This window comes from Neobacillus sp. GCM10027624 (assembly GCF_042675345.1).
GTDB classification, from domain to species: domain Bacteria; phylum Bacillota; class Bacilli; order Bacillales; family Cytobacillaceae; genus Neobacillus; species Neobacillus cucumis_D.
The window spans coordinates 132,208-155,423 of the sequence record NZ_JBHTHD010000002.1 but is presented as its reverse complement, the minus strand read 5'-3'; the positions used below and the strand labels follow the sequence as shown (position 1 = coordinate 155,423).

Sequence of the window (23,216 nt, the reverse complement as noted above, 5' to 3'; positions counted from 1 at the left end):
ATTTTTTATAGAAAAATATGGAAATCAACAAGTTTTATGGGGGTCTTTATGAATAAAAATAGGTATGTATTTTGGGGATTGGTCATTACAACCCTTATATCGGCACTTGATGCCAATATTATGCAAACAGCAAGTCCGACGATTGTGAAACAGCTTGGCGGGATGGAGCTGTTTGCTTGGATCTTCTCAGTTTATATGCTTGCAAGTACGGTTACCGTGCCGCTGTACGGAAAATTATCCGATATGTATGGAAGAAAACGGCTGCTCATCATTTCAGTCGCAATCTTTACCATCGGTTCTTTGCTTGCAGGGTTGGCCAATTCAATGGTTTCGTTAATTATTTACCGTGGTATCCAGGGGTTAGGTGCAGGAGGAATGCTGCCAATCTCGATGATCATTGTCGGTGATTTATTTACGATTGAAAAACGGGGGAAAATTCAAGCTGTCTTTAGCGGAATATGGACATTGTCTTCAATAGTAGGACCTGTTCTTGGTTCTTTTTTTGTTGAAACCTTAACGTGGAGATGGATTTTCTTTATTAATATTCCAATTGGAATTGCGACTGTTCTTTGCTTAATCCCCTACAAGGAACAAAATCAATTTAAAAAGACTTATATTGACTATAAAGGTTTTGTTTTATTTGGTCTTTCTATCACGCTTTTATTGCTTGCCACAAACGTAGCACAACCATTATGGTATGTCACGTGTGGAATTGTCTGCATGGTCGTATTCCTGCTTGTAGAACGGAAGGTAGAGCAGCCATTTCTTCCGGTTTCCTTGTTTAAAAATAGAGGAACCTTAATGGTCAATCTTTACATGTTATTTCTCTGTATTTCTTTTTTCGGAACACCGAACTATATCCCTCTGTTTTTGCAAGAAGGCAGCCATATGAACATTTATCAAAGCGGTTTGATTCTATTAAGCATTGCCATTGGCTGGACATTCGGAAGTACGCCGGCAGGAAAGTGGATTTTACGTTACGGCTATAAAAAATTGTTCATTATTGGTAATCTTCTATGTACTCTTGCAGGGCTGATCATCTTTTTCGTCATTAAAGACGTATCCTACTTTTTATTGTTTGGACTTTTGACTGTTCAAGGATTTGCGTTTGGTTTATTATTCGCCGTTGGAACAATCGCATCACAAGAATTTGTTGAAAATAATATTAAGGGGATGTCTACTTCCCTGCAAATCTTTATTCGAAACATCGGAACGTCCATAGGGGTAACGGTCATGGGACTGTTTATCAATCATGCTGCGACGATGGTGATAGGGATGAAAAATATTTATCTTTTCGCCTTATGTATTAGTGTGCTATCTATTGTGGTTACGTTTTTAATACCGGCAAAATCACCGGTTGGAAATGAAGGATAATCTTTTGAACTAAGCTGGCCATTAGAATAATTAGCACAAAAACCGACTCATTAAAAAGTCGGTTTTTTCGCTTCATTAAGCCACTGATTTTTTAAAATTACTTTCTTCATTTTTATTTGAAACATAACTATGCAAAATCATACCAAGAATGACGATTAGAATACCACACCAAGATAAAGGAGCTGGAATTGGCAGTGACAAAAATACTAGTTCACCAGCTAATGTAAACAGGACTTCCATTGATTGTGTTGCTTCAACTGAAGCTAGTTTTTGAGTATTTCCTCGTACCATATCCGTTGCTTTGAAAAATAGGACAGTGGCAACGACTCCAGAAAAAAGTGCAACCAATAAAGATTGGAAGACCTGTCCCGTGCTTGGTAAACCTACGGTGAAAAAGCCATAGAAGGAAAGTAAAAACCAGAACGGAAGACTTCCAAGAGTCATCCCTAATACTCTTTGAAAAGTATCTAAACGCCCTTCACAAATCTCCATCATTTTACGGTTCCCTAGAGGATATGCAAAAGATGCGATCAGGACAGGTACAACTCCAAGTAATAAATTTTCTAAGGAAAAATGTTTAGAATGTTCAACTTGCATTAAAACAATACCTAACAAAATAATAAATGACATGATGAGACCTTTATAAGGAATTTTACTCCTTGTTTGTATAGGTCCTTTTTTTGTATATATTGTTTCAAAAAATAACGGTGCGAGTAATGTACCTGATATAATCGTGATTTGCCAAGTACCTGCAATGAGCCAACCAGGTGAATACGCTGATGCTAAGCATAATGGAGCATAGAATACCCCAAATCCCACAGAACTCCATAGTATCCATGTTCCGGGTTTTTTTCTCATTTCATTTAAAAGCGGTCGAAGATTTTTTCTACTTAGTACGATACACAGGAGAAAGGGAGCCATAAAGATATATCGCAGCGAAGCACTCCAAATCCAACTGCCGCCAGATAACTCCATAGATGAATTAAGAACAAATGTAAAAGCAAAAAAGAAGGAGGCACAAATGCCGATTAAAATTGGTTTCAACTGAAGTTCACCTCTGTTCATTCTCTAAATAATAAATGATTAATTCTGTCTTTTTTATAAAACCAATATATCGCATAGTGGTTAATAAGGCAATCAGATTATTTTTTCGCTAAAAGGGAAAAATAACTAATAAGGAGGGCACAAAATGACCAAACAAGAGGCTTTGAAAATTATAGTCCTAATTGAATCCGTTTATAAAGGCTTTATGACCAAAAATGAAACCATTACTTTTTGGTTCGAATACTGCTCAGAGTTAGATTTTACTAAAGTTATGACAAAACTAAAAAGGCATATCCGAACAAATCCTTATCCTCCGACTATTACCAGCTTGACTGAAGAAACTGAGAACAAACCATTTCAATGGTTACATGAATATAAAACAATTTGATCCAATTGTTCCCCTTACACCACAATTGACATCGGAAAAACTCATTGATATATTGGTTTTATGAAAACAATTAAAAGTATTGACCGTCCTGTATTAAGAGACCAAATATACGAATCTTTGAAAAAAGCAATCATTACCTTGGAATTAGAACCTGGGAAGCGCATATTGGATAAGGATTTGGCTGCGGAATTTGGTGTCAGTCGAACACCCGTTAGAGAAGCGCTAAAAAGACTGGAGGATGAAGGGCTTGTTGAGTCCCTGCCAGGTTCGCAAACAAGAATCACGAAGATCAATTTGGAGGAGGCTCGGAATGCGTTTACGGTTGTCGCAACTTTAAACAATTTAGCTGCACGCCTTGCAATCCCGCAGATTTCTACTGAAGAAATTGAGCGAATGGAAGCCAAAAATAACGAGTTGCAAAAGGCATTGGAAGAGAAGAATATAATTGGAGCAGTGGAAGCAGATGACCAATTTCACCACGTTCTCTTAAAAGCTTCTGACAATCCGGAAATAGAAATAGCGCTAGAACGAATAATGCCCAAAATCAGGCGTTTGGAATTCTCTAAGTTTAGTTCTGTGGATGGTCATCATTCACTAGAGCAGCATCGGCAAATCATTGCAGCGTGTAAAGCAAAAAATAGTAACTTAGCAACTGCCTTAGTTGAGGAAAATTGGTTGAGTTTAAGCAGGGTTTTAATTGGGGAATCCGAATAAAGTACGGCAAAATGCTGTACTCTTTTTTATTTAAAGGAATTAATTGAATTATCAAAAAACAAATTGACTATCTTTCCGATATGCGATATATTGGTTTTTAGTAAGGCTCAAAACTTTTTTTACATAAAAAGCCTTAATGTAAGTTACTCCAAATTCAGTCAGAAGCAAAGTAACACATTTATTGACAAGATTAGGAGGAAATTAAAATGAATACTACGACTACCACCGCTCAAAACTTCGATGTGCATGACCAAAAGGTATTAAATTGGGCAAAGGAAATCATCGAAAACAGTTCATCACCACGATTAATCCAAAAGGAAATCATTAATGCCGTAGACAGAAATGCGATATGGAGAGGACAGGAATGTCTCAATTTATTGGCTCCAGAAGCTCCAACAAGCCCGACCGTCCGGCAATTATTAGCATCAGAAGTGGGAACACGAGCAGCAGAAGGCCATATTGGTCCAACGCAAAGATGGTTTTCCGGAACAAAATATATCGATGAAATTGAATCCCTTTGCGTGGAATTACTTAAAAAAGTATTTAACTGCAATTATGCAGACCATCGTCTTGTCGCAAGCATGATAGGAAACATGACGGTTTATGCCGCGCTAACAAAACCGGGTGACAATATTTTAACAATTGCCCAACCGTTAGGTGGTCATTCCAGTAATCGATATGATGGTCCGGCCGGTATCCGCGGCTTGAATATTTATGATGTTCCAATGGACCCGGTAGACTTGGTGGTAGATATTGATGAATTTGCAAAAGTAGCCAGGCAGGTAAAACCAACATTAGTTACCCTTGGCGCATCGATGACACTTTTCCCATTCCCATTAAAAGAAATGTCCGAAATCGTCAGTGAATGGGGCGGAAAAATATTCTTTGACGGTGCCCACCAACTCGGACTGATCGGAGGGGGGCAATTCCAAGACCCACTTAACGAAGGTGCTTGCATTATGACAGGTTCAGCGGGAAAAACCTTCAGCGGTCCACAAAGCGGCATTATTGTTTGGAATGATCCAGCTCTTACACAACCTGTTTGCGATACGATTTTCCCAGCACTTGCGGCTACCCACCAAGTTAACCGCGTGGCTGCACTAGCCGCATCAGCTGCTGAATTCCTCGCTTTCGGAAAAGAGTATATGGCACAAATTGTTTCCAACTCAAAAGCACTTGCAAAAGCGCTTCATGAAAGAGGGATTACGGTTCTTGGCGCCCATAAAGGTTTTACAGAAACTCACCAAGTCATTGTTGACGTGAAGAAATTCGGCGGTGGTTTGGATGTGGCACATAAGCTTGCTAGGGCGAATATCATCACGAACAAAAATTTAATTCCAAGCGATAAACCGGAAGATTGGGATTTTCCAAGCGGCTTACGAATTGGAACCATCGAAATTACCCGCTTAGGGATGAAGGAAGCAGAAATGGACATCATTGCAGACTACATCGTCCGTGTTCTAGAGAACCAAGAGCCAGTTGAATCTGTTAGAAAACGTGTTATAGAAATGCGTTCAGGATATCAAAAAATTCATTATTGTTTCGATTGATATGTGCAAAATTCATGAAATACCTCAGATCCCAAATGGTTCTGGGGTTTTGTGGTAAAAGTATGAATAAGGAGAGAGGAAAATGGAGCTTCAAATTCACCATGAGTTTTCTCAAATCAATTTGGAGGAAATGAGAGAGGTCTATGAATCTGTCGATTGGACAAAACATACCAATGAAATCATTAAACAGGTGTTCGAAGCGAGTAATGTCAGGGTGTTTGCATCGGTAAACGGCCGTACGGTTGGATTTGGCAGGGCATTATCAGATGGAGTTTTCAATGCAGCCATTTATGATATTGTGGTACATAAAGAGTTTCAAAAATTAGGTATGGCTAAAAGAATCATTGAAGATCTCCTTGACCAACTGAAAAACATTTCTTGTATTCATTTCATTTCAACGACAGGAAATGAAGAATTTTACCGAAAAGCAGGATTTAAAAAAATCAAAACAGGGATGGCGAGGTATTTGAATCCAGTACTGGATTCTGAGTATTTGGAGTAGACCGCCATCATTAGAATATGATAAAATCTGAAACGCAACTAAATGTGTATTACCGTAAATACATGTTAGAAATCCTGTATTATTTCAATAATACGGGATTTTTCATTCGGAAAATCAGGGACATATGTCCTTCCTCTCATTTAAGCAAAGGATATATCATTTACATATTGATTGTTAAAAGAGGAGAGGAATAAATGAAAGGGATTCTATTTGCGTTTTTAGCAGGAGCTTTTATTACCCTTCAAGGTGTTGCTAATGCACGCATCAGTCAGGATATTGGTACTTGGCAAACGGCGACCATTACCCAATTTACTGGATTCATTGCGGCCTTGGTGATCCTCATGTTTGTCCGTGATGGAAAATGGCAAATGTTTAAGCAGGTGAAACCATTATATTTAACGGGAGGCGCCTTTGCGGCGGTCATTATCTATAGTAATGTTACGGCTATTCATCATATCGGTATCACTCTTTCAATCGCCGCAATCCTCATTGCCCAGCTTGGCCTGACCTTCATCATTGATAGTAAGGGATGGTTTGGTGTGAGGAAGCAGAAGATGAACCTGTCACATTTTATCGGGATTATAATGATGATTGCTGGTGTGTTAATTCTAAAATTTTAATGGGAACGGTAGGAGAAATAACGGAATGAAAGAAATCAAAAATCAAGAACAATTGAATGATTTTTTGCAAATGTACGAACTGGAGCACATTTTTAACGAAAATTTATTACCATATTTATCACTGTTCCACTTTGATCAAGGTGAGAATATTTGTTCTCAAGGGGATACGGCACAGTATCTTTACGTTCTTGTAAAAGGGAAGCTTAAAATCTTTACAAACTCAGTTGAAGGTAAGACCCTTATTCTCTCCTTTAAGACACCTCTTGAAGTGATCGGGGATATTGAATACGTCCAAAATATTCATTTTATCAATACCGTTGAGGCGGTATCACCAGTAACTTTGATTGGGATCCATCATCACTGGTTGAAAAAATACGCAAGTGATTATTCTCCGTTTCTTCAATTTTTATTAAAAATCATCACAGAAAAGTTCCACCTTAAATCCAATTCGATGAGCTTAAGTCTGATGTATCCTGTTGAAGTACGTTTGGCCAGTTATTTATTATCAGTCTCATATGATGAAACAAATTCCCCAATGAACAAGCAACTAAGTTCGGTTAATCTTACGGATACAGCTAATTTCATTGGTACTAGTTATCGGCATCTGAATCGCGTCATTCAAAAGTTTTGTGAAGAAGGACTTGTTGAACGGAACAAAGGCTCCATTACGGTTAAGGACAGGGAAGGCTTACGGAAGCTTGCCATTCAAAATATTTACGAATAATCTTTCGCAGGAAAGAAGGGGGAATTAGGATGGTATTTGGATTACTGATATCGCTTCTTGCCGGAGCATTTCTCAGTGTACAAAACATTTTTAATAGTAAAGTAAATGAACGAGCAGGGTCATGGTCAACCACCACACTCGTACTAGGAATGGGATTCCTCGCATCATTCATATTTGGATTCATTTTTGAAGGAAAAAATCTATTTGTCTTGCAAAATATGAAGCCATGGTTTTGGTTCAGCGGTTTGATTGGAATAGGGGTGGTCATGTGTCTTGTGAAGGGAATGCGGTTGCTGGGCCCTACATTTTCTATTTCAATCGCTCTGACATCACAGCTGGGCTTTGCCTTATTGTGGGACTCTCTTGGCTGGTTTGGACTCGATCAGGTTCCTTTCACTTCTAAAAAATTAATTGGTGTAATCATAATCGTTGCCGGTATTTTGGTTTTTAAATTTGCAGGAAGTAAGCAAGGGATTTTAAAGCGAGCCACTAGCTCTGGCAATGATGTAAAACATAAAAAACATGGATCTGTTTTGTAAAGATCCATGTTTTTTACTATTATCTTGGTGTAAGAGGCTTTACATTTATCGCTGGAGAAGATGTTTTAATAATACAGCCGTCTAAGTGCTCTTGGTTTATTAAACCAAGTTGGAGAGCAGCTTTTATTTTACCATCATCCGGTTTTTTCACAATTTGAATCAAATCATTCATTTGTAATTCTTCTAATCTTTTAATCGTCAATTCATCGTTATATTTCTCGCTATTCCGAATTTGCCGTTGAAGTTTGTACCCGCTAATTGTAATTTCTCCTTTTACATTCTCACCAACAAACTGATCAAAGTAGTGCTGGAAAGACTCCTTCAATTGATTCATTTCCAATTCAATTTCTTTTTTCTGTTTATTCAATTCATAATATTTAACTAACATGTCTCCAGTAAGCGAGGTATCATTTTTGTTTTTCATGCTGTTCTCCCCTTTGTACGAACGTATATTCTATATTATGAATGCTAAAGTAAATAAATTACTGTTATGGTAAATTTCACAACTTATTTGAAAAAGCCGGTGGAAAAAAACTGTTATTTTAATAGATTGTAAAAAAAGATTATTGAAAATTGTCAAAAATATAAATATAATAAGACTATAAATTTTAGAACCAATGGTTCTAATATAGAAACAATAAAAATATCAGAAAGGTGGTTATTGCATGCGGGTTGCTACAGATATTGGCGGAACCTTTACTGACATTGTCTATGTTGACAACGAAGGAAAATTTGGAGTTGCAAAAGCACATACCACTCCATCGCAATTTGAAAATGGGGTAATGAATGTTATTGAAAAAAGCGAGATCACTCCCGAATCGATTGAAATGTTTATCCACGGATCTACGGTAATTATCAATGCCTTAACAGAACGCAAGGGGGTTAAAGTAGGACTGATCACCACAAAAGGAACAAGAGATGTTCTGGAAATTGCCCGTGGAAATCGTCCTGATCTATATAACTTCCGCTACCAAAAACCGGCTCCATTCGTTGAAAGATACCTCCGGCAAGAGGTAGAAGAACGATTAAATTACAAAGGCGAAATCATCACACCATTAAACGAAGAGCAAATTGCTTCCATTTTATCTTTCTTTAAAAAAGAAAACGTCGAAGCCATCGCAGTCTGTTATTTACATTCCTATGTGAATCCGATCCACGAAATAAGGACCCTTGAACTCATCCAAGAACTATGGCCGGAAATCGCCGTTACAGCTTCACATGAAATCACGAAAGAGTGGCGTGAATACGAAAGAACCAATACGACAGTATTCAATTCCTATGTAAAGCCGATCGCTGCTTCCTATATTGACCGGCTCCATACAAAACTAGTAGAGCATCAGGTCAACGGAAATACTTACATCATGCAATCAAATGGCGGTGCGACCACTTTTGAAAGCGCTAAACAATCTCCGATTCACATGGTGGAGTCTGGTCCAGTTGCAGGGATTTATGGCGCGGCCGTTTTAGGGGAAGTTTTAAGGGAAGATAACATCATCGCCTTCGACATTGGTGGAACAACGGCCAAATGTTCCCTAATTACAAAAGGAGAAGTAAAGGTAACGACGGATTACTTTATAGAAAGAAATGAAAAGGCAGCCGGATATCCGGTAAAAGTACCCGTCGTGGATATTGTGGAAATTGGAAACGGGGGCGGTTCAATCGCCTGGATTGATTCAACGGGATCACTAAAGGTTGGCCCGCAATCGGCGGGGGCAGTGCCTGGACCCGTTGCTTACGGGCAGGGTGGGGAGGAACCAACTACAACTGACGCGAACTTAATTACCGGACGTCTCTCCAAAGAAAACTTTGATTATGAAGTGGATCTTAAAAAGGTGGAAGAGGCCGTCGGGAAGAAAGTTTCATCCTTTTATGATCTTTCCATCGAAGAGGGAGCACTGGGAATCATCGACATTGCCAACTCCAATATGCTGAATGCCTTAAAACTGATTTCCATCCGTAAAGGTTATGATCCAAAAGACTTTTCACTTGTTGCCTTTGGGGGCGGCGGACCCATGCATGCAGCGGCCTTGGCTTATGAGCTTGGGGTAAAAAAAGTCATCATTCCAGTCGCATCTTCCGTTTTCTCTGCCTGGGGCATGCTGATGAGCGATTTGCGTCATGATTATATCCAAACCCATATTAAACAATTGAATGAAATTGATCTTCAAGCATTAAACCAAAGATGGAATCAAATGATGGAAGAGGCATTAAATCAATTTGTAGATGAAGGCATGAAGAAAGAGCAAGTTGTTTTCAGTCGGTTTGTGGACATGCGTTATATCGGACAGGAACATACCGTTAAAGTTCCAGTTCCAAATGGTGAATGGACACAAGGAACCATTGAGGAAATTATCACACGTTTCCACGATCTTCATGAACAAAACTATACGTTTAAACTGCCAAACACCCATACTGAAATTGTAAATCTCCATTTGACCGGATTTGGTCGGGTGGACAAACCTGAGCTTCGAAAAATGGAGGAAAAAGGAAAATCGTTTGCGCAAGCATTGAAGGAAGAAAGGCCTGTTTATTATAAAGAGGATGGTTGGGTCCCAACAGCGGTGTATGACCGCAACTATATGGAACCAGGAATGAAAGTGACCGGACCAGCAATTATTGAAGAACCGTCCACTTCCACTGTTATATATTCAAAGCAATCTTTAGTAGTTGACCCATATGGAAACTTAATCATTGATACGGGGGTGGAGTAGGATGACGACAGCCGAACGAATAAAGATCAACCCATTTACATTAGAAGTCATTAAAGATTCGTTAATGTCCATTGGGGATGAAATGTTTCTTGCCTTGGCCAGGACCTCGATGAGCCCGATTATTTATGAAGTGCTTGATTATGCCTGCGGGTTAACAGATGCCAGGGGGAATCTGATTAGTCAAGGGAATGGGGTTACGAGTTTCATCGGAATGTTAAGTCCCATGGTCCAGCATGTCGTGAAAAAATTTGATGATGGGAAGGCGCTGAAAGAAGGCGACGTGATTATCATTAATGATCCCTATGTCGGCGGGGGATCGCATTTATCCGATGTAGGTTTAGTGATGCCGATTTTCTGTAAAGGGGAACTGGTTGCCTTTTCGGCGAACAAAGGCCACTGGACAGAAGTTGGCGGTAAAGATCCAGGATCCTTTACAAGTGACTCCACTGAAATTTTCCAAGAGGGCCTGCAGCTGCCGGGCGTCAAACTTTTTGACGGAGGGATTCTTAACCAGGCAATCGTAGATGTGATCGCTACCAACGTCCGACTACCTGAACTTTCATTAGGGGATATGTGGGCCCAGGTTGCCGCATTAAGGACAGGGGCAAAAAGATTTATAGAATTATGTGAAAAGCATACGGAAGGCCTCGTCGAAGCAGCGATTGCAAACCTGTTAAAGCAAGGGGAGCAACTGGCAAAACAAGAGCTTGAACGGCTTCCAAAAGGAACCTTTACTGCTGAGGACTTCATTGAAGGCGACTGTGCCAAGGGTGGGCCTTATCCAATAAAGGTTAAAATTACGATTACCGATGACGAATTCATTTGTGATTTCCGCGGCTGCCACCCACAAGTGACAAACCCGGTGAACTGTTCCTATTTTGGCCTGATGGCAAGTGTTAGGGTAATGTACTTGGCCATCATTCGGCCGGCGCAAAATATTAATGAAGGTGTCTTTTATCCATTGAAACTCATAACGGATAAAGCTTCGATTATTTCTGCGGAACGGCCGGCACCAGTTTCGATGAATTTCGAAGGAAGAATGGGCGGTGCTGATTTGATTTGGAAAGCCTTAGCTCCAACTCTGCCGGACCGGTTGACAGCGGGGCATTTGCTGTCCGTTTGTTCGGTGGTTTTAAACGGAAATCATCCGGATACGAATGCACCGTTCCTGATTGTTGAACCTTCTGTAGGGGGTTGGGGTGCAGGAACAGGGCAGGACGGACAAAGAGGACAATTTTGTATGGGGGACGGGGAAACCTATAATATTCCATTAGAGGTTACTGAAACGAGATATGGTGTCCTTGTAAATGAATATAGTCTCCGCTGTGACGGAGCTGGCGCCGGTGAATTTATTGGCGGCTCGGGTGTCATTCGTTCCTATCAGGCATTAAGTGATAACCAGAAACTATCTGTAAGCTTTGGCCGCCATCAATTTACCCCGTGGGGAATGAATGGAGGTGAAAATGGTTCTTCCAACTATGTTAAGATTGTCAAATCAGACGGCCAAACAGTTGGTCCTCTAGGTGTAACCGCGCGATATCCATTAAATAAAGGCGATGTGGCCCAACTTGTAACGGCAACGGGGGGCGGTTATGGCAACCCGCTAATCCGACCGGCTGATAAGGTTGCAAGTGATGTTAAAAATGGTTATGTCTCAGTGCAGCAGGCGGAGGGAAAATTTGGGGTGATTGTCGACCCTGAAACATTTAAAATTCATAAGTTAACACAAAAAAGAAATTAGTAGATTAGATGACCTGGCAGAAGGGTTTCGGCCCTTTGTACTTCAAATATTTAGAAAATTTCCTTAATTGTTATTGTTCAATCAACCCTCTTATTGTATAATTTCATAAATTGAACCACCGGTTCGAATAGGGAAACAATGGGAGGAAATAAAATGTCATTAAAAACATTAGAGAATTCGTTAGAGTTATTACAATTTTTTACGAGGGAAACTCCCTCTTGGGGCGTTCGCGAACTGGCAAAAGAAATAGGAATCAGCCATTCCATTGTTTATCGAATTCTTTCTACCTATGAAAAATTTGGTTTTTTACGTCAAGATGGAAACTCCAAAAAATACGAATTGGGATTCCGCTTTTTAGAATACGGGCAGATGGTGAAAGAAAAGATCAGCTTATCAGAATATGTGAATCCTCTTATGAAAGAGCTTTCCGAAAAAGTAGGGGAATCCGTTTTCTTGACATGGCGGGAACAAATGGATGGAGTTACCGTTGAAATTGCTGAATGCGCACACAAAATCAAATTTGCCGTTTCCATTGGTACAAGGACACCATTATATGCAGGGGCCTCATGTAAGGTGATTATGGCATATCTTTCTAAAGAAGAACAAATGGAAATTATTAATAGCGGCATCCAGCCGTTTACGAAAAATACCATCATGGATCAAAAAGCTTTGCTTTTAGATTTGGATGAAATAAAAGTAAAGGGCTGGTGCTACTCCGTTGGTGAATTTTCGGAATCAATTTTTGGGCTGGGGGTACCACTATTTAATCGACAGCGCGATGTCATTGCTTCCTTAACCATCTCGGGTCCGGAATACCGGATGGAAGAAGTGGATTTCAATCATACATTGACATTACTCCAAGAACATGCAGAAAAAATACAGCAATATTTTTATCAATTTAGCAGTGTTTATAAATAAATTTCGAGGAGGATGTATATGAACGAACAAAAGGCGGTTAAACGGGAACATCCCACTGTATTAGATCCAATGGTCTTATTAGTCATTGTGGGGACAGCGGTAGTAGGGGCTATTATCGGTGTTCAATTAATTACATCCTTAGGAATTTCTGCAAATACTTCAATCATTGGGGCCATTTTTGCCATGTTGATTGCAAGAATCCCAGTCAAAATGTTTTTAAAATTCAAATCGGTCCATCGGCAAAATTTAGTACAAACCTCCATTTCATCCGCAACATTCGGAGCAGCAAGCAGCCTGCTTTTACCGATTGGGATTCCTTATGCACTGGGCATGAAAGAGCTTGTGCTCCCATTGTTTATCGGTGTTATTTTAGCGATGTTTGTAGATGCTATTTTACTTTATAAATTCTTTGATACGAAGGTTTTCCCAGCTAAAGAAGCATGGCCTCCCGGGATTGCAACAGCTGAGTCGATTAAGGCAGGTGATGAAGGTGGAAAGCGTGCAAAGTTATTAAGTGTTGGAATTGTAATTGGAATTATCGGATCTGTTTTAAAGGTGCCTATGTCCGCTTTTGGTGTTGCGTTTATCGGAAATATTTGGGCGTTAACCATGTTTGGAATCGGGCTTTTATTACGAGGATACTCAACCCAGTTATTTGGAACCGATCTCAATGCCCATTATATTCCGCATGGTTTTATGATTGGGGCAGGAATTGTTGCGCTCATTCAGGTCATCATCCTAATTTTTAGAAAGAAAAAAGTTAATACTTCGATCGGAAAAAGTAAGGTGGAAATTGCAGCAGCGCTTGAGGAAGCGCCATTATCAAGAAGCGAAAAAGATATTGGACAAGCCTTTGGCTATGGTTTTATTGCCTACTTGGCCATTGCCTTAATATTAGCTTTCGCGGGTGGAATTTTAACGCATATGTCTGCTGGTATGCTGATTGGTTTCCTATTATTTGCCGCAATCGCAGCATTTGCTCATGAGTTGATTGTTGGTATTTCTGCGATGCATGCCGGCTGGTTCCCGGCGTTTGCGGTGGCTTTAATCACCCTTATCCTTGGTATCATGATTGGTTTCCCGATTCCTGCCTTAGCACTTCTTGTCGGATTTAGTGCTTCTACAGGTGTGGCGTTTGCGGATATGGGCTATGATTTAAAAACAGGCTATATCCTCCGTGGCAATGGAAGAGATTTAGAATTTGAAAGAAAAGGAAGAAGGCAGCAGCTTTTTGCCGGATTAATTGCTTTTTCTGTTGCGGCTGTCGTTGTTTTACTAACTTATGAGAGCTATTTCTCTAAAGGGTTGATCCCTCCGGTTGACCATGTTTATGCTACCACCATTAAATCTGGTGTTTCCGGGGATATTGCCAAACAATTAATGATTTGGGCGATTCCAGGTGCATTATTACAATTAATCGGTGGCTCGAAAAGACAGATGGGGATCTTGTTTGCAACAGGGCTGCTCCTCGTGAACCCAATTGCTGGATGGGCGGTTTTAGCAGGTATTATCATCCGTTTTGTCGTAACGAAATGGAAGGGGAAAGAAGTTGAAACGCCTATGACCATCCTGGCAGCAGGGATGATTGCTGGTGATGCTTTATATAGTTTCTTTACATCCATCTTTAAAGTAGGGAAGTAGTTTTATAAGGAACCCCGTTTAAACAGAGCAGGTGTATATTCCAGCTCTGTTTAAATTTTTTATTAAATCTGTTAAAATATTAAAAATTTTCTTTTATTTATAAATTTTTTATGCTATCATCAAAATTAATTAAATGACACTGTAATTTTCTGAACGCAGAGGAGATTTATACAATGGAAGAAGTTTTTAAGAAAATTAAGCAACTACGATTAGAACGTGGTTATACGTTGAAAGACTTAAGTGAAAAAACGGATTTATCGGTCAGTTTTTTATCTCAAATTGAGAGAGGTTCTTCCTCATTAGCTATTACCTCTTTAAAGAAAATAGCCGATGCTTTTGAAGTGAAAATGACCTATTTTTTTGAAGAGCCCGTTGATATTAATTACGCAGTAAAAAAGGCGGATCAAAAACCATTTAATCTTCAAGGATCTGATTCGACTTATATTCGGCTGGGAGGTAACTTCCCTGACCGGAAAATAGAACCTCTGATTGTCACCATGAAGCCATTTCAAAAAGATAAAGAATTTTACCGGCATCCCGGAGAGGAATTCTATTATGTTTTAAAAGGTGCATTAGTCTTGAACGTGGATGGCAAAGAATATTTTTTGCGAGAAGGAGATTCCATCCATTTTCCTTCCACTAACCCGCATATGTGGGAAAACCCGCTTGATCAGGAAACCGTACTTTTTAGTGTCGTAACACCAGCCCTTTTTTAAAAATTTTAACAACCTCTGAACTCACCAATAGATCTGCATATCATTAAAGGGCTTTAATGGGATCAATCCGTTTAGCCCGGTTCCTCCATAGAATCTACATAATTCAAATAACTATTTTACTACACTCGTATTTCTGAAATAAATGAAACCTTGAAAGGAGGAATGCCCCTTCTTCCCAAGACAGTTTCAGTTAGGAAGAAACAGAACGACTTTGAAAAAATGAAACTGCATACTGCCGCTAGAAGCTCAATTTTTAAAATGTATTTTAAACGGAAAGGATTGAAGAAATTCATGTCACGTTACCGTCTTGGAGTAGATATTGGAGGTACCTTCACCGACCTGGTTGTTTATGATCGTCTAAAAAATGTATATCACACCAAAAAAACATTAACCACGCCGCATAATTTAGCCGAAGGTGTATTGGAGGCGATTGAACATTATGTAAGCAATCTTGAGGAGATTGAATATTTTGTTCACGGAACAACATCCGGCTTGAATGCTTTTCTTGAAAGGAAAGGGGCAAATGTTGCACTGGTTGTTACCAAGGGCTTCCGCGATGTTTATGAGATTGGCAGAGCGAATCGGGTTGAAATGTATAATGTCAAATACAATAAGCCGAAACAGCTGGTAGATCGTGAACATATTTATGAAATCGAAGAAAGAATTGCAGCAGACGGTTCGGTTATTGCCGACCTTGACCAAAACAGCTTAAGTGCTGTAATCAGTGAACTTAAGGAAAAGCAGTATGATGCAGTTGCTGTCTGCCTTCTGCATGCCTACCGCAATCCGAATCATGAGCAGTTCATCAGAACAGCACTTGAAGAGGAACTCGACATACCTGTGTCGTTATCCAGTGATATCGCACGGGAATGGCGCGAATATGAGCGTGTAAGTACGACCATTATTAATGCCTATATTGCGCCGATTGTAAAAAAATACTTAACGATTTTGGAAAAAGAAGTAGAAAAGCGCGGATTTAAGAAAGATATTTACATCATGCAGTCAAACGGCGGTGTCATGACTTCGAAAATTGCCAAACAGCTGCCTTTACAAACCTTAATGTCTGGCCCGGTCGGCGGAACCATCGGCGGGATGAACTTAACTAAACTAACAGGGGACAAAAATTTAATTTGTGTCGATATGGGCGGAACAAGCTTTGATGTCAGCCTGATTGTTGACGGACAGCCGGATGTGACAGCAGAAACGATTATGGAAGGGTTTCCAATCTTGTCCCCAATGGTTAATATTCACACAATTGGTGCCGGCGGCGGTTCGATTGCCTGGATTGAGGCAGGCGGATTACGTGTTGGTCCGAAGAGCGCAGGGTCTTCCCCAGGACCTGCATGTTATGGCAAGGGCGGTAAACAGCCGACGGTGACGGATGCGAACGTCGTCCTTGGAAGAATTGATGAAAATAACTTTTTAGGCGGAGATATGAAGCTTGACCGTGAAGCCGCTGTAGCTGCAGTTAAAACGGTTGCCGACCAAATTGGCCTGTCTGTTCAGGAGACGGCTGAAGGAATTTGTGATATTGCCAATGCGAAAATGGCTGATGCCATTCGAACTTTAACCGTAAAACGCGGAATTGACCCAAGAAATTTTACCTTAGTTGCATTCGGCGGCGCAGGTCCGATGCATGCGGTTTTAATTGCTGAATTGCTTGATATCAAGAAAATATTTGTTCCAAGCGTATCCGGAACGTTCTCGGCATGGGGAATGCTTCAGGCGGATATCCGCTATGATACGGTTCGGAACTATGTTGCAACAATGGGAGCGGTCAATAAAGCCGAATTGGTATCTTCTTATGAGGAAATGAAGCAGGATAGCATTCATGTGCTTAACCAACAAAATATTAAAACAGATCAGGTTCGTTTCCAATTTAGCGCGGATATTCGCTATGCCGGCCAAGAGTATACCGTTAATGTTATAAATATAGCAAATGATCTCAAGGAGCTTGAGGCAAGTTTTCATAACGCGCATTTAGAAATTTACGGCCATAACAACCCATCGGGAATTACGGAGATTGTAAACCTGAGAACAACGGCTTTCGGGGATCTTGAAAAAATAGAATATGTGAAATCGGAAGATAAAGCGGATTGTCTTGCAGAACCAAGATCACAAAGAAATGTTGTGTGGAATAACCAGGTAACATCTACAAATGTTTATACAACAGACGCCTTACAAAATGGAAACTTCTTTAATGGGCCGGCGATTGTTGAAGATAAAAACTCAACCATTGTCATTCAGCCAAATTATCATATCCGCATTGATGACTATCAAAATATAGAAATTGTCAAACAGACGGTTGGACAGGAGGTTCTAGTATGATCACGCAAGAATCAGTATTTTTAGAGAATCCGATTACAACGGAAATCGTTCGTAATGCCCTAACATCCATTGCGGATGAAATGAATGCTAGTTTAGCCAGAAGTGCATTTTCACCGATTATCTATGAAATGAAGGATTGCAGTGTCTGTCTATTTAACCGAGATGTAGAATTACTTGGCCAATCGGCGGGATTACCTATTTTTCTTGGTAATATTGATGAATGTATTAAGACTACAACGAAGGTCATTGGAGGGATTGACCAATATAAAGATGGGGATGTCTACATCCTGAATGATTCTTATATTGGCGGGACTCACTTAAATGATGTAACCATTTTTTCACCAATCTTTTATGAAAATGAATTAGTAGGGTTCACGGCAAACCGTGCCCACTGGTTAGACATTGGTTCAAAGGATCCTGGCTATCCAATGGATGCAACCAGCATTTATCAGGAAGGCATTAGGATTCCTCCTACAAAAATTTATGATAATGGAAAGCCATTGGAAGGCGTAATTCGGTTAATTGTTTCCAATAATCGTTTCCAGGATGCTGCACTAGGCGATATGAATGCGCAAATTGCTGCATGCAGAACCGGTGAGAAAAGATTTAAGGAGATGATCGAGCGCTTCGGCATCGATCGGATTAACCGCTGTGTACATGATATTTTTAAACAATCAGAGGAAATGGACCGCAGTGTGGTTCGCAGTATCCCTGATGGAATCTACAAAGCAGAAGGTTACCTTGATAACGACGGAGTAAAGGATGAACCAATCTTAATCAAAGTAAAAGTTGAGGTAAATGGCGACTATATTACGATTGACTTAACTGGTTCAAGCAAACAGCGTTCAGGCCAAACGAATTGCGGTTTCGCCCAAACCGTATCAGCATGCAGGGTAGCATTTAAGGATTTAATTAGCCCTCATACCCCTGTAACAGGCGGAAACTTCAAGACAATGAAGATCATTGCACCGGAAGCAACGATCTTCCATGCGGTAGAACCTGCTCCATGCGGCTGGTATTTTACACCGCTGGGTATTTTAATCGACTTAATCATTAAGGCACTTTCTCCGGTTATGAAAGAAAAAGCAGCCGGAGCGCACTACGGGGATTCAATGGTTGTTACCTTTGCCGGCATAGATGATCAAACAGATGAACAGTTTTTGAGCGTTGAAGCAACAGCTGGCGGCTGGGGAGCATTTGATTGCGGTGATGGTCAGTCAGCCTTAATTAACCATGTAAGTGGTGATTTCAAAAACCTTCCAATTGAGGTGTTAGAATCTAAATATCCGCTGCGGGTCAATCAATATGCACTACGAAATAATTCGGGCGGTGCAGGAGAATACCGCGGAGGATTAGGTGTTGTCCGTGAGTATGAAGTTTTAAGCGAGAACGCAAATGTCTCCCTATGGTTTGAACGTTCAAAGACACCGGCTTGGGGGCTATTCGGCGGTCAGGCTGGAATGGGACCTGATGTTGAAATTATCTCTGGTGATAATGTAGAACATATTTTAAAAGTTAACAGCATGCCACTTAGCAAAGGGGATCGTGTAATCGTGAAAACAGGCGGCGGCGGCGGTTTCGGCGACCCATCCAACCGAGCAGCGGAGCGAATTGAAAGTGATCGAAGAAACGAATATGTTGTTCTTCCTTAGGGGCCTAAGGGAAACTATGAGAAAAATAAAAATTACCTTTGAGCGTGGGGGAGAGGTGCTGGCTTCATTGAATGAGAGCCAGGCACCTCAGACATGTGAACGTATTTGGAATCTTCTTCCTTTGGGAAGTGTGGTAACTCACTCCAGATGGTCGGGACGTGAGATTAATTTTTCATATCATGATACCCAATGCATCCCACGGGAAAATCAAACCATTTATACAAGTATCGGCGAGATTTGTTATTGGCGAGACTGGGATTGGGAAGGGTTCGGTGACCCTCCCCAGGTCTTGGCCATTTATTATGGAGCTGAATTAGCCAGGAGCATGAAGGGGAACGAGCCGGTTAACGTATTTGCCCAAGTGGATTATTCAGAGATTCAGAAGCTTATAGAAATTGGGGAAAAAGTGTGGCTCTCCGGAACGGAAAAAATTTATGTAGATAGATTTGAAGAGTAAGACCGTTATAAGATTTAATTTCTGAATTTTCAGTATAGGGGATGGTTTATACATGGTAAATAGCACATTAGTAAAATCTAAGCCTGGTTCATCTGTTCAGGTCGGCGAATTATTCATGAGTATGCCCTTTAATAAACGGCACGCTTTTGTGGGCTTTGTATTATTCTTTGCTTTTATCATTGAAGCATGGGAAATGATGATCATTATATTTGCCAGTGGAGCAATTGCAGCAGAATTTAAATTGACTGCTGTGCAAACAGGGTCGATTATCGGTGCTATATTCTTGGGCATGATTCCAGGGGCTTATATATGGGGGTTTTTCTCGGATAAGATCGGCCGCAAAAAAACGATGATGTATAGTTTGTTATCCTATACTTTGTTTTCCTTAATTAGCGTGTTTTCGGTGAATTTTGAAATGCTTTATGCCAGCAGGCTATTAGCAGGGCTTGCACTTTCAGGAATGCTGGTCTGTATTTTCCCATATTTCGAGGAAATGCTGCCGGTTAAAGAGCGCGGAAAATTAGGAGGCTATTTATCTGCAGGGTGGCCTTTCGGTGTTATGCTTGCCATTGGGGTAACAGCATTATTTTTGGAGTTTGAAGGTTCCTTTGCTGGATGGAGAATTGTCATGTTAATAAGTTCCTTAGCAGGTCTGTGGGGACTTATGCTGATAAAGATTCCGGAATCTCCTTATTGGTTAGCTGGTAAAGGCAGACAAGAGGAAGCAAAAGCGGTCATTAAATATTTGAGTAAAGATAGCATCCAAATTGATCAAAATACGAAGCTCGAGGTTTTAAATGTAAAGCAAGCAAACTACTTTGAAATTTTTAAAGGAAAACTATTTAAAACTACTACTCTTCAAACCATTGTCAATTTTACACTTTCTTTCGGTTACTGGGGATTATATACATGGATTCCAACCTTATTACAGCAAAAAGGATTGTCTATGTCCCAAAGCTTAGGATTTCTTGCAATCACATCGCTTATCCAAATTCCTGGATATATGGCAGCATCACATCTTACTGCGAAATTTGGCCGTAAAAAGATCCTATTTACTTTTGTTACAGGTGCTGCAATTAGTGGTTTCTTATTCGCCTTTTCATCAAATATGTTCGAACTTTATGCATTTAATTTCCTTCTTGCATTCTTTAACCAAGGTGCATGGGCAGTATGGAACACTTGGTTTGGCGAAATTTATCCTACCAATGTTCGCGGTGCGGGGTACAGCTTCGGAGCAGCATCACAGCGCTGGGCAAATACCTTTGCTCCATCGATCATTGGTTTCGTCATTGGTTTAGGCTGGACATTTGGTGCAACGGTTTCCTTTATTGAAGTATTTGTCGTCGTCACCATTATCACGATGCTCTTTATCCATGAGACGGAAGGAAAGATACTAGAATAGACGGCAAGACTATTAAATTATTTAAAAATCACTCCTTTGCTTTTGGCAAAGGGTGGTTTTTTGAGGGTAGAATCTTACTTTGTGTTCTAACACTAGCTAATTTTTAACTGGATATTATAAAACAATTTTTATAGAAAGGTGGAGTATTATGCGTGTCGCTACAGATATTGGAGGAACTTTCACTGATCTAGTTTACGTTAGTGAAGATGGTCAAATTGGAGTAGCAAAAAGTCATACAACCCCTCCAAATTTTGAAAAAGGTGTTATCAATGTTATTGGAAAAAGTGGAATTGATCAAAAAGCAATCCAAACATTTATACACGGTACGACAGTCATTATTAATGCACTAACGGAAAGAAAAGGCGTCAAAACAGGATTGGTTACAACAAAAGGATTTCGCGATGTTCTTGAAATTGCTAGAGGAAATCGGCCAGATTTGTTTAATGTTCGCTATCAAAAGCCTGCTCCTTTTGTGGAGAGATATTTACGTCAAGAAGTGGAGGGCCGCCTAAATTATAAAGGTGAAGTATTGGATCCATTAAATAAGGACCAGTTAAAAGAAATTATTGAGTATTTTCAAAAAGAAGAGGTAGAAGCGATTGCAGTTGCTTATCTGCATTCTTATGTCAACCCAATTCATGAAATAGAAACCGTTGAATTAATTAAACAACTTTGGCCAGAAGTAGCTGTAACCGCTTCACACGAGATAACCAAGGAATGGCGGGAATATGAACGCACAAGCACAACAGTACTAAATTCATATGTAAAACCGATTGCTGCTTCCTATGTGAACCATTTACAAACAAAATTAATAGAAAATGAGACTAATAGCCAAAATTATATTATGCAATCTAACGGTGGTACAACTACATTTAATAGTGCTAAGCAAACACCTATTAGTATGGTTGAATCTGGACCGGTTGCCGGGATTTATGGGGCTGCTGTTTTAGGTGAAATCATTGGAGAGGAAAATATTATTGCCTTTGATATTGGCGGTACCACAGCCAAATGTTCATTAATCCATAGCGGCGAGGTAAAGGTATCAACTGATTACTTTATTGAAAAAAATGAGCGTAACGCAGGCTACCCAATTAAAGTTCCAGTTGTAGACATTGTTGAAATTGGAAATGGAGGAGGTTCCATTGCATGGATTGATGGTGCAGGTTCTTTAAAGGTTGGACCACAATCAGCCGGTGCATTACCTGGACCTGTTGCGTATGGTCAAGGTGGAACTGAACCGACAACAACGGATGCCAATCTTGTAACAGGAAGACTCTCACCTGAAAACTTCGATTATACAGTAGATCTAGAAAAAGTCAAAACTGCTATTAAGGAAAAGGTTGCGGATCATTTTGGTATGTCAATGGAAGAAGCGGCATTGGGGATTATTCGGATTGCCAATTCTAATATGTTAAATGCTTTAAAGCTTATTTCAATTCGGAAGGGTCATAATCCTCGTGAATTCTCATTAGTTGCCTTTGGTGGGGGAGGCTCTATGCATGCACCCGCATTGGCAAAAGAATTAGGTGTAAAGAAAGTAATTGTTCCAGTTGCTTCTTCAGTCTTCTCTGCTTGGGGCATGCTTATGACAGATTTGCGTCACGACTACATCCAAACCTATATTAGAAGACTAAATCAAGTGGATATAAGTGAATTAAACCATGAGTGGAAGTCACTGGAATCAAAAGCGGTAGAACAATTCAAGGATGAAAATTTTGAGGAAAACAAGGTATTATTCACAAGGTTTGCCGATGTCCGTTACCTTGGGCAGGAGCATACGGTTAAGGTTCCAGTTCCAAATGGAGATTGGAACGCAGCAACCATTTCCGAAGTCGTGGAACGATTTGGAAACCTTCATGAGCAGCATTATACCTTTAAGCTTGATGGTACACCAACAGAAATCGTGAATTTGCATTTAACTGCTTTTGGAAAAGTTGTAAAACCAGAAATAAAAAAACTGGAAACAGGTTCAAGCAATGCGGAAGATGCAATGAAAGAAACTCGTCCCGTTTATTACGAAAAACATGGATGGATGGATACCAATGTGTATCATCGCATTTTATTAGGAAAAGCTGCTTTTGTTTCAGGCCCAGCGATTGTGGAGGAGTCGTCAGCTTCGACAGTAATCTATCCAGGTCAGTCGTTAATGGTAGATACTTATGGCAATTTAATTATTGACACGGGGGTGGAGTGAA

General features: G+C 40.1%; 20 protein-coding genes. 18 read left to right on the top strand and 2 right to left on the bottom strand.

Going from position 1 to position 23,216, the window contains the following annotated elements:
* The first annotated feature begins 48 nt into the window (after nt 1-48).
* Nucleotides 49-1,374 (top strand): MDR family MFS transporter, encoded by a 1,326-nt coding sequence (locus tag ACFQZ9_RS00790; RefSeq protein ID WP_498941883.1) that lies wholly within the window; start codon nt 49-51, stop codon nt 1,372-1,374.
* A 75-nt stretch (nt 1,375-1,449) separates the two neighbouring features.
* Here ACFQZ9_RS00790 and ACFQZ9_RS00785 read toward each other — a convergent pair whose 3' ends face one another.
* Nucleotides 1,450-2,418, bottom strand: a complete 969-nt coding sequence (locus ACFQZ9_RS00785) for a DMT family transporter (RefSeq protein ID WP_498941882.1) — start codon at nt 2,416-2,418, stop codon at nt 1,450-1,452.
* Nucleotides 2,419-2,563: 145 nt separating this feature from the next.
* On the opposite strand from ACFQZ9_RS00785, the gene ACFQZ9_RS00780 reads away from it, so the two are divergent.
* From ACFQZ9_RS00780 to ACFQZ9_RS00750, 7 genes are all read left to right on the top strand, one after another.
* Nucleotides 2,564-2,806, top strand: a complete 243-nt coding sequence (locus ACFQZ9_RS00780) for a replicative helicase loader/inhibitor (protein ID WP_498941881.1) — start codon at nt 2,564-2,566, stop codon at nt 2,804-2,806.
* Between the two features lie 60 nt (nt 2,807-2,866).
* A complete protein-coding gene (locus ACFQZ9_RS00775; protein WP_498941880.1) occupies nt 2,867-3,520 on the top strand; it encodes a GntR family transcriptional regulator in 654 nt (217 codons plus the stop codon).
* Between the two features lie 206 nt (nt 3,521-3,726).
* Nucleotides 3,727-5,070, top strand: a complete 1,344-nt coding sequence (glyA, locus tag ACFQZ9_RS00770; protein WP_498941879.1) for a serine hydroxymethyltransferase — start codon at nt 3,727-3,729, stop codon at nt 5,068-5,070.
* An 82-nt stretch (nt 5,071-5,152) separates the two neighbouring features.
* Complete coding sequence (locus ACFQZ9_RS00765; RefSeq protein WP_498941878.1) at nt 5,153-5,572, top strand: GNAT family N-acetyltransferase; 420 nt, start codon at nt 5,153-5,155, stop codon at nt 5,570-5,572.
* 194 nt (nt 5,573-5,766) lie between these two features.
* Nucleotides 5,767-6,192: a DMT family transporter gene (locus ACFQZ9_RS00760; protein ID WP_498941877.1), complete on the top strand. Its 426-nt coding sequence runs from the start codon at nt 5,767-5,769 to the stop codon at nt 6,190-6,192.
* A gap of 25 nt (nt 6,193-6,217) precedes the next feature.
* Entirely contained in the window at nt 6,218-6,916 is a 699-nt protein-coding gene (locus ACFQZ9_RS00755; RefSeq protein ID WP_498941876.1) for a Crp/Fnr family transcriptional regulator, read from the top strand.
* Nucleotides 6,917-6,945: 29 nt separating this feature from the next.
* Nucleotides 6,946-7,455 carry a DMT family transporter gene (locus tag ACFQZ9_RS00750; protein WP_498941875.1) on the top strand — a complete coding sequence of 170 codons (510 nt, stop codon included), beginning with the start codon at nt 6,946-6,948 and terminating at the stop codon, nt 7,453-7,455.
* A 19-nt stretch (nt 7,456-7,474) separates the two neighbouring features.
* Here the strand turns inward: ACFQZ9_RS00750 and ACFQZ9_RS00745 are convergent, their stop codons facing one another.
* Nucleotides 7,475-7,879 (bottom strand): hypothetical protein, encoded by a 405-nt coding sequence (locus ACFQZ9_RS00745; protein WP_498941874.1) that lies wholly within the window; start codon nt 7,877-7,879, stop codon nt 7,475-7,477.
* A gap of 241 nt (nt 7,880-8,120) precedes the next feature.
* Between ACFQZ9_RS00745 and ACFQZ9_RS00740 the strand changes: the two genes are divergently transcribed.
* The 10 genes from ACFQZ9_RS00740 (at nt 8,121) to ACFQZ9_RS00695 (ending at nt 23,215) form a co-directional block, all read left to right on the top strand.
* A complete protein-coding gene (locus ACFQZ9_RS00740) occupies nt 8,121-10,166 on the top strand; it encodes a hydantoinase/oxoprolinase family protein (RefSeq protein ID WP_498941873.1) in 2,046 nt (681 codons plus the stop codon).
* A 1-nt stretch (nt 10,167) separates the two neighbouring features.
* Complete coding sequence (locus ACFQZ9_RS00735; protein ID WP_498941872.1) at nt 10,168-11,907, top strand: hydantoinase B/oxoprolinase family protein; 1,740 nt, start codon at nt 10,168-10,170, stop codon at nt 11,905-11,907.
* 153 nt (nt 11,908-12,060) lie between these two features.
* Nucleotides 12,061-12,825 carry an IclR family transcriptional regulator gene (locus ACFQZ9_RS00730; protein WP_498941871.1) on the top strand — a complete coding sequence of 255 codons (765 nt, stop codon included), beginning with the start codon at nt 12,061-12,063 and terminating at the stop codon, nt 12,823-12,825.
* 18 nt (nt 12,826-12,843) lie between these two features.
* Nucleotides 12,844-14,466 carry an OPT family oligopeptide transporter gene (locus ACFQZ9_RS00725; protein WP_498941870.1) on the top strand — a complete coding sequence of 541 codons (1,623 nt, stop codon included), beginning with the start codon at nt 12,844-12,846 and terminating at the stop codon, nt 14,464-14,466.
* 173 nt (nt 14,467-14,639) lie between these two features.
* Complete coding sequence (locus ACFQZ9_RS00720) at nt 14,640-15,182, top strand: helix-turn-helix domain-containing protein (protein WP_498941869.1); 543 nt, start codon at nt 14,640-14,642, stop codon at nt 15,180-15,182.
* Nucleotides 15,183-15,473: 291 nt separating this feature from the next.
* On the top strand, nt 15,474-17,510 hold the full coding sequence (locus ACFQZ9_RS00715; protein ID WP_498941868.1) for a hydantoinase/oxoprolinase family protein: 2,037 nt from the start codon (nt 15,474-15,476) through the stop codon (nt 17,508-17,510).
* Complete coding sequence (locus ACFQZ9_RS00710) at nt 17,507-19,162, top strand: hydantoinase B/oxoprolinase family protein (protein WP_498941867.1); 1,656 nt, start codon at nt 17,507-17,509, stop codon at nt 19,160-19,162. The genes ACFQZ9_RS00715 and ACFQZ9_RS00710 overlap by 4 nt, the downstream gene beginning before the upstream one ends.
* A 16-nt stretch (nt 19,163-19,178) precedes the next feature.
* Entirely contained in the window at nt 19,179-19,619 is a 441-nt protein-coding gene (locus tag ACFQZ9_RS00705) for a DUF3830 family protein (RefSeq protein ID WP_498941866.1), read from the top strand.
* Between the two features lie 52 nt (nt 19,620-19,671).
* Nucleotides 19,672-21,021 (top strand): MFS transporter, encoded by a 1,350-nt coding sequence (locus ACFQZ9_RS00700; RefSeq protein ID WP_498941865.1) that lies wholly within the window; start codon nt 19,672-19,674, stop codon nt 21,019-21,021.
* Nucleotides 21,022-21,169: 148 nt separating this feature from the next.
* Nucleotides 21,170-23,215: a hydantoinase/oxoprolinase family protein gene (locus ACFQZ9_RS00695; RefSeq protein ID WP_498941864.1), complete on the top strand. Its 2,046-nt coding sequence runs from the start codon at nt 21,170-21,172 to the stop codon at nt 23,213-23,215.
* The last annotated feature ends 1 nt before the right edge of the window (nt 23,216 follow it).

Excerpts from the sequence above, each read along its gene's own strand:
- ACFQZ9_RS00790 (WP_498941883.1), top strand. The coding sequence starts at position 49 with ATGAATAAAAATAGGTATGTATTTTGGGGATTGGTCATTACAACCCTT.
- ACFQZ9_RS00780 (WP_498941881.1), top strand. The coding sequence starts at position 2,564 with ATGACCAAACAAGAGGCTTTGAAAATTATAGTCCTAATTGAATCCGTT.
- ACFQZ9_RS00775 (WP_498941880.1), top strand. The coding sequence starts at position 2,867 with ATGAAAACAATTAAAAGTATTGACCGTCCTGTATTAAGAGACCAAATA.
- glyA (WP_498941879.1), top strand. The coding sequence starts at position 3,727 with ATGAATACTACGACTACCACCGCTCAAAACTTCGATGTGCATGACCAA.
- ACFQZ9_RS00765 (WP_498941878.1), top strand. The coding sequence starts at position 5,153 with ATGGAGCTTCAAATTCACCATGAGTTTTCTCAAATCAATTTGGAGGAA.
- ACFQZ9_RS00760 (WP_498941877.1), top strand. The coding sequence starts at position 5,767 with ATGAAAGGGATTCTATTTGCGTTTTTAGCAGGAGCTTTTATTACCCTT.
- ACFQZ9_RS00755 (WP_498941876.1), top strand. The coding sequence starts at position 6,218 with ATGAAAGAAATCAAAAATCAAGAACAATTGAATGATTTTTTGCAAATG.
- ACFQZ9_RS00750 (WP_498941875.1), top strand. The coding sequence starts at position 6,946 with ATGGTATTTGGATTACTGATATCGCTTCTTGCCGGAGCATTTCTCAGT.
- ACFQZ9_RS00745 (WP_498941874.1), bottom strand. The coding sequence starts at position 7,879 with ATGAAAAACAAAAATGATACCTCGCTTACTGGAGACATGTTAGTTAAA.
- ACFQZ9_RS00740 (WP_498941873.1), top strand. The coding sequence starts at position 8,121 with ATGCGGGTTGCTACAGATATTGGCGGAACCTTTACTGACATTGTCTAT.
- ACFQZ9_RS00735 (WP_498941872.1), top strand. The coding sequence starts at position 10,168 with ATGACGACAGCCGAACGAATAAAGATCAACCCATTTACATTAGAAGTC.
- ACFQZ9_RS00730 (WP_498941871.1), top strand. The coding sequence starts at position 12,061 with ATGTCATTAAAAACATTAGAGAATTCGTTAGAGTTATTACAATTTTTT.
- ACFQZ9_RS00725 (WP_498941870.1), top strand. The coding sequence starts at position 12,844 with ATGAACGAACAAAAGGCGGTTAAACGGGAACATCCCACTGTATTAGAT.
- ACFQZ9_RS00720 (WP_498941869.1), top strand. The coding sequence starts at position 14,640 with ATGGAAGAAGTTTTTAAGAAAATTAAGCAACTACGATTAGAACGTGGT.
- ACFQZ9_RS00715 (WP_498941868.1), top strand. The coding sequence starts at position 15,474 with ATGTCACGTTACCGTCTTGGAGTAGATATTGGAGGTACCTTCACCGAC.
- ACFQZ9_RS00710 (WP_498941867.1), top strand. The coding sequence starts at position 17,507 with ATGATCACGCAAGAATCAGTATTTTTAGAGAATCCGATTACAACGGAA.
- ACFQZ9_RS00705 (WP_498941866.1), top strand. The coding sequence starts at position 19,179 with ATGAGAAAAATAAAAATTACCTTTGAGCGTGGGGGAGAGGTGCTGGCT.
- ACFQZ9_RS00700 (WP_498941865.1), top strand. The coding sequence starts at position 19,672 with ATGGTAAATAGCACATTAGTAAAATCTAAGCCTGGTTCATCTGTTCAG.
- ACFQZ9_RS00695 (WP_498941864.1), top strand. The coding sequence starts at position 21,170 with ATGCGTGTCGCTACAGATATTGGAGGAACTTTCACTGATCTAGTTTAC.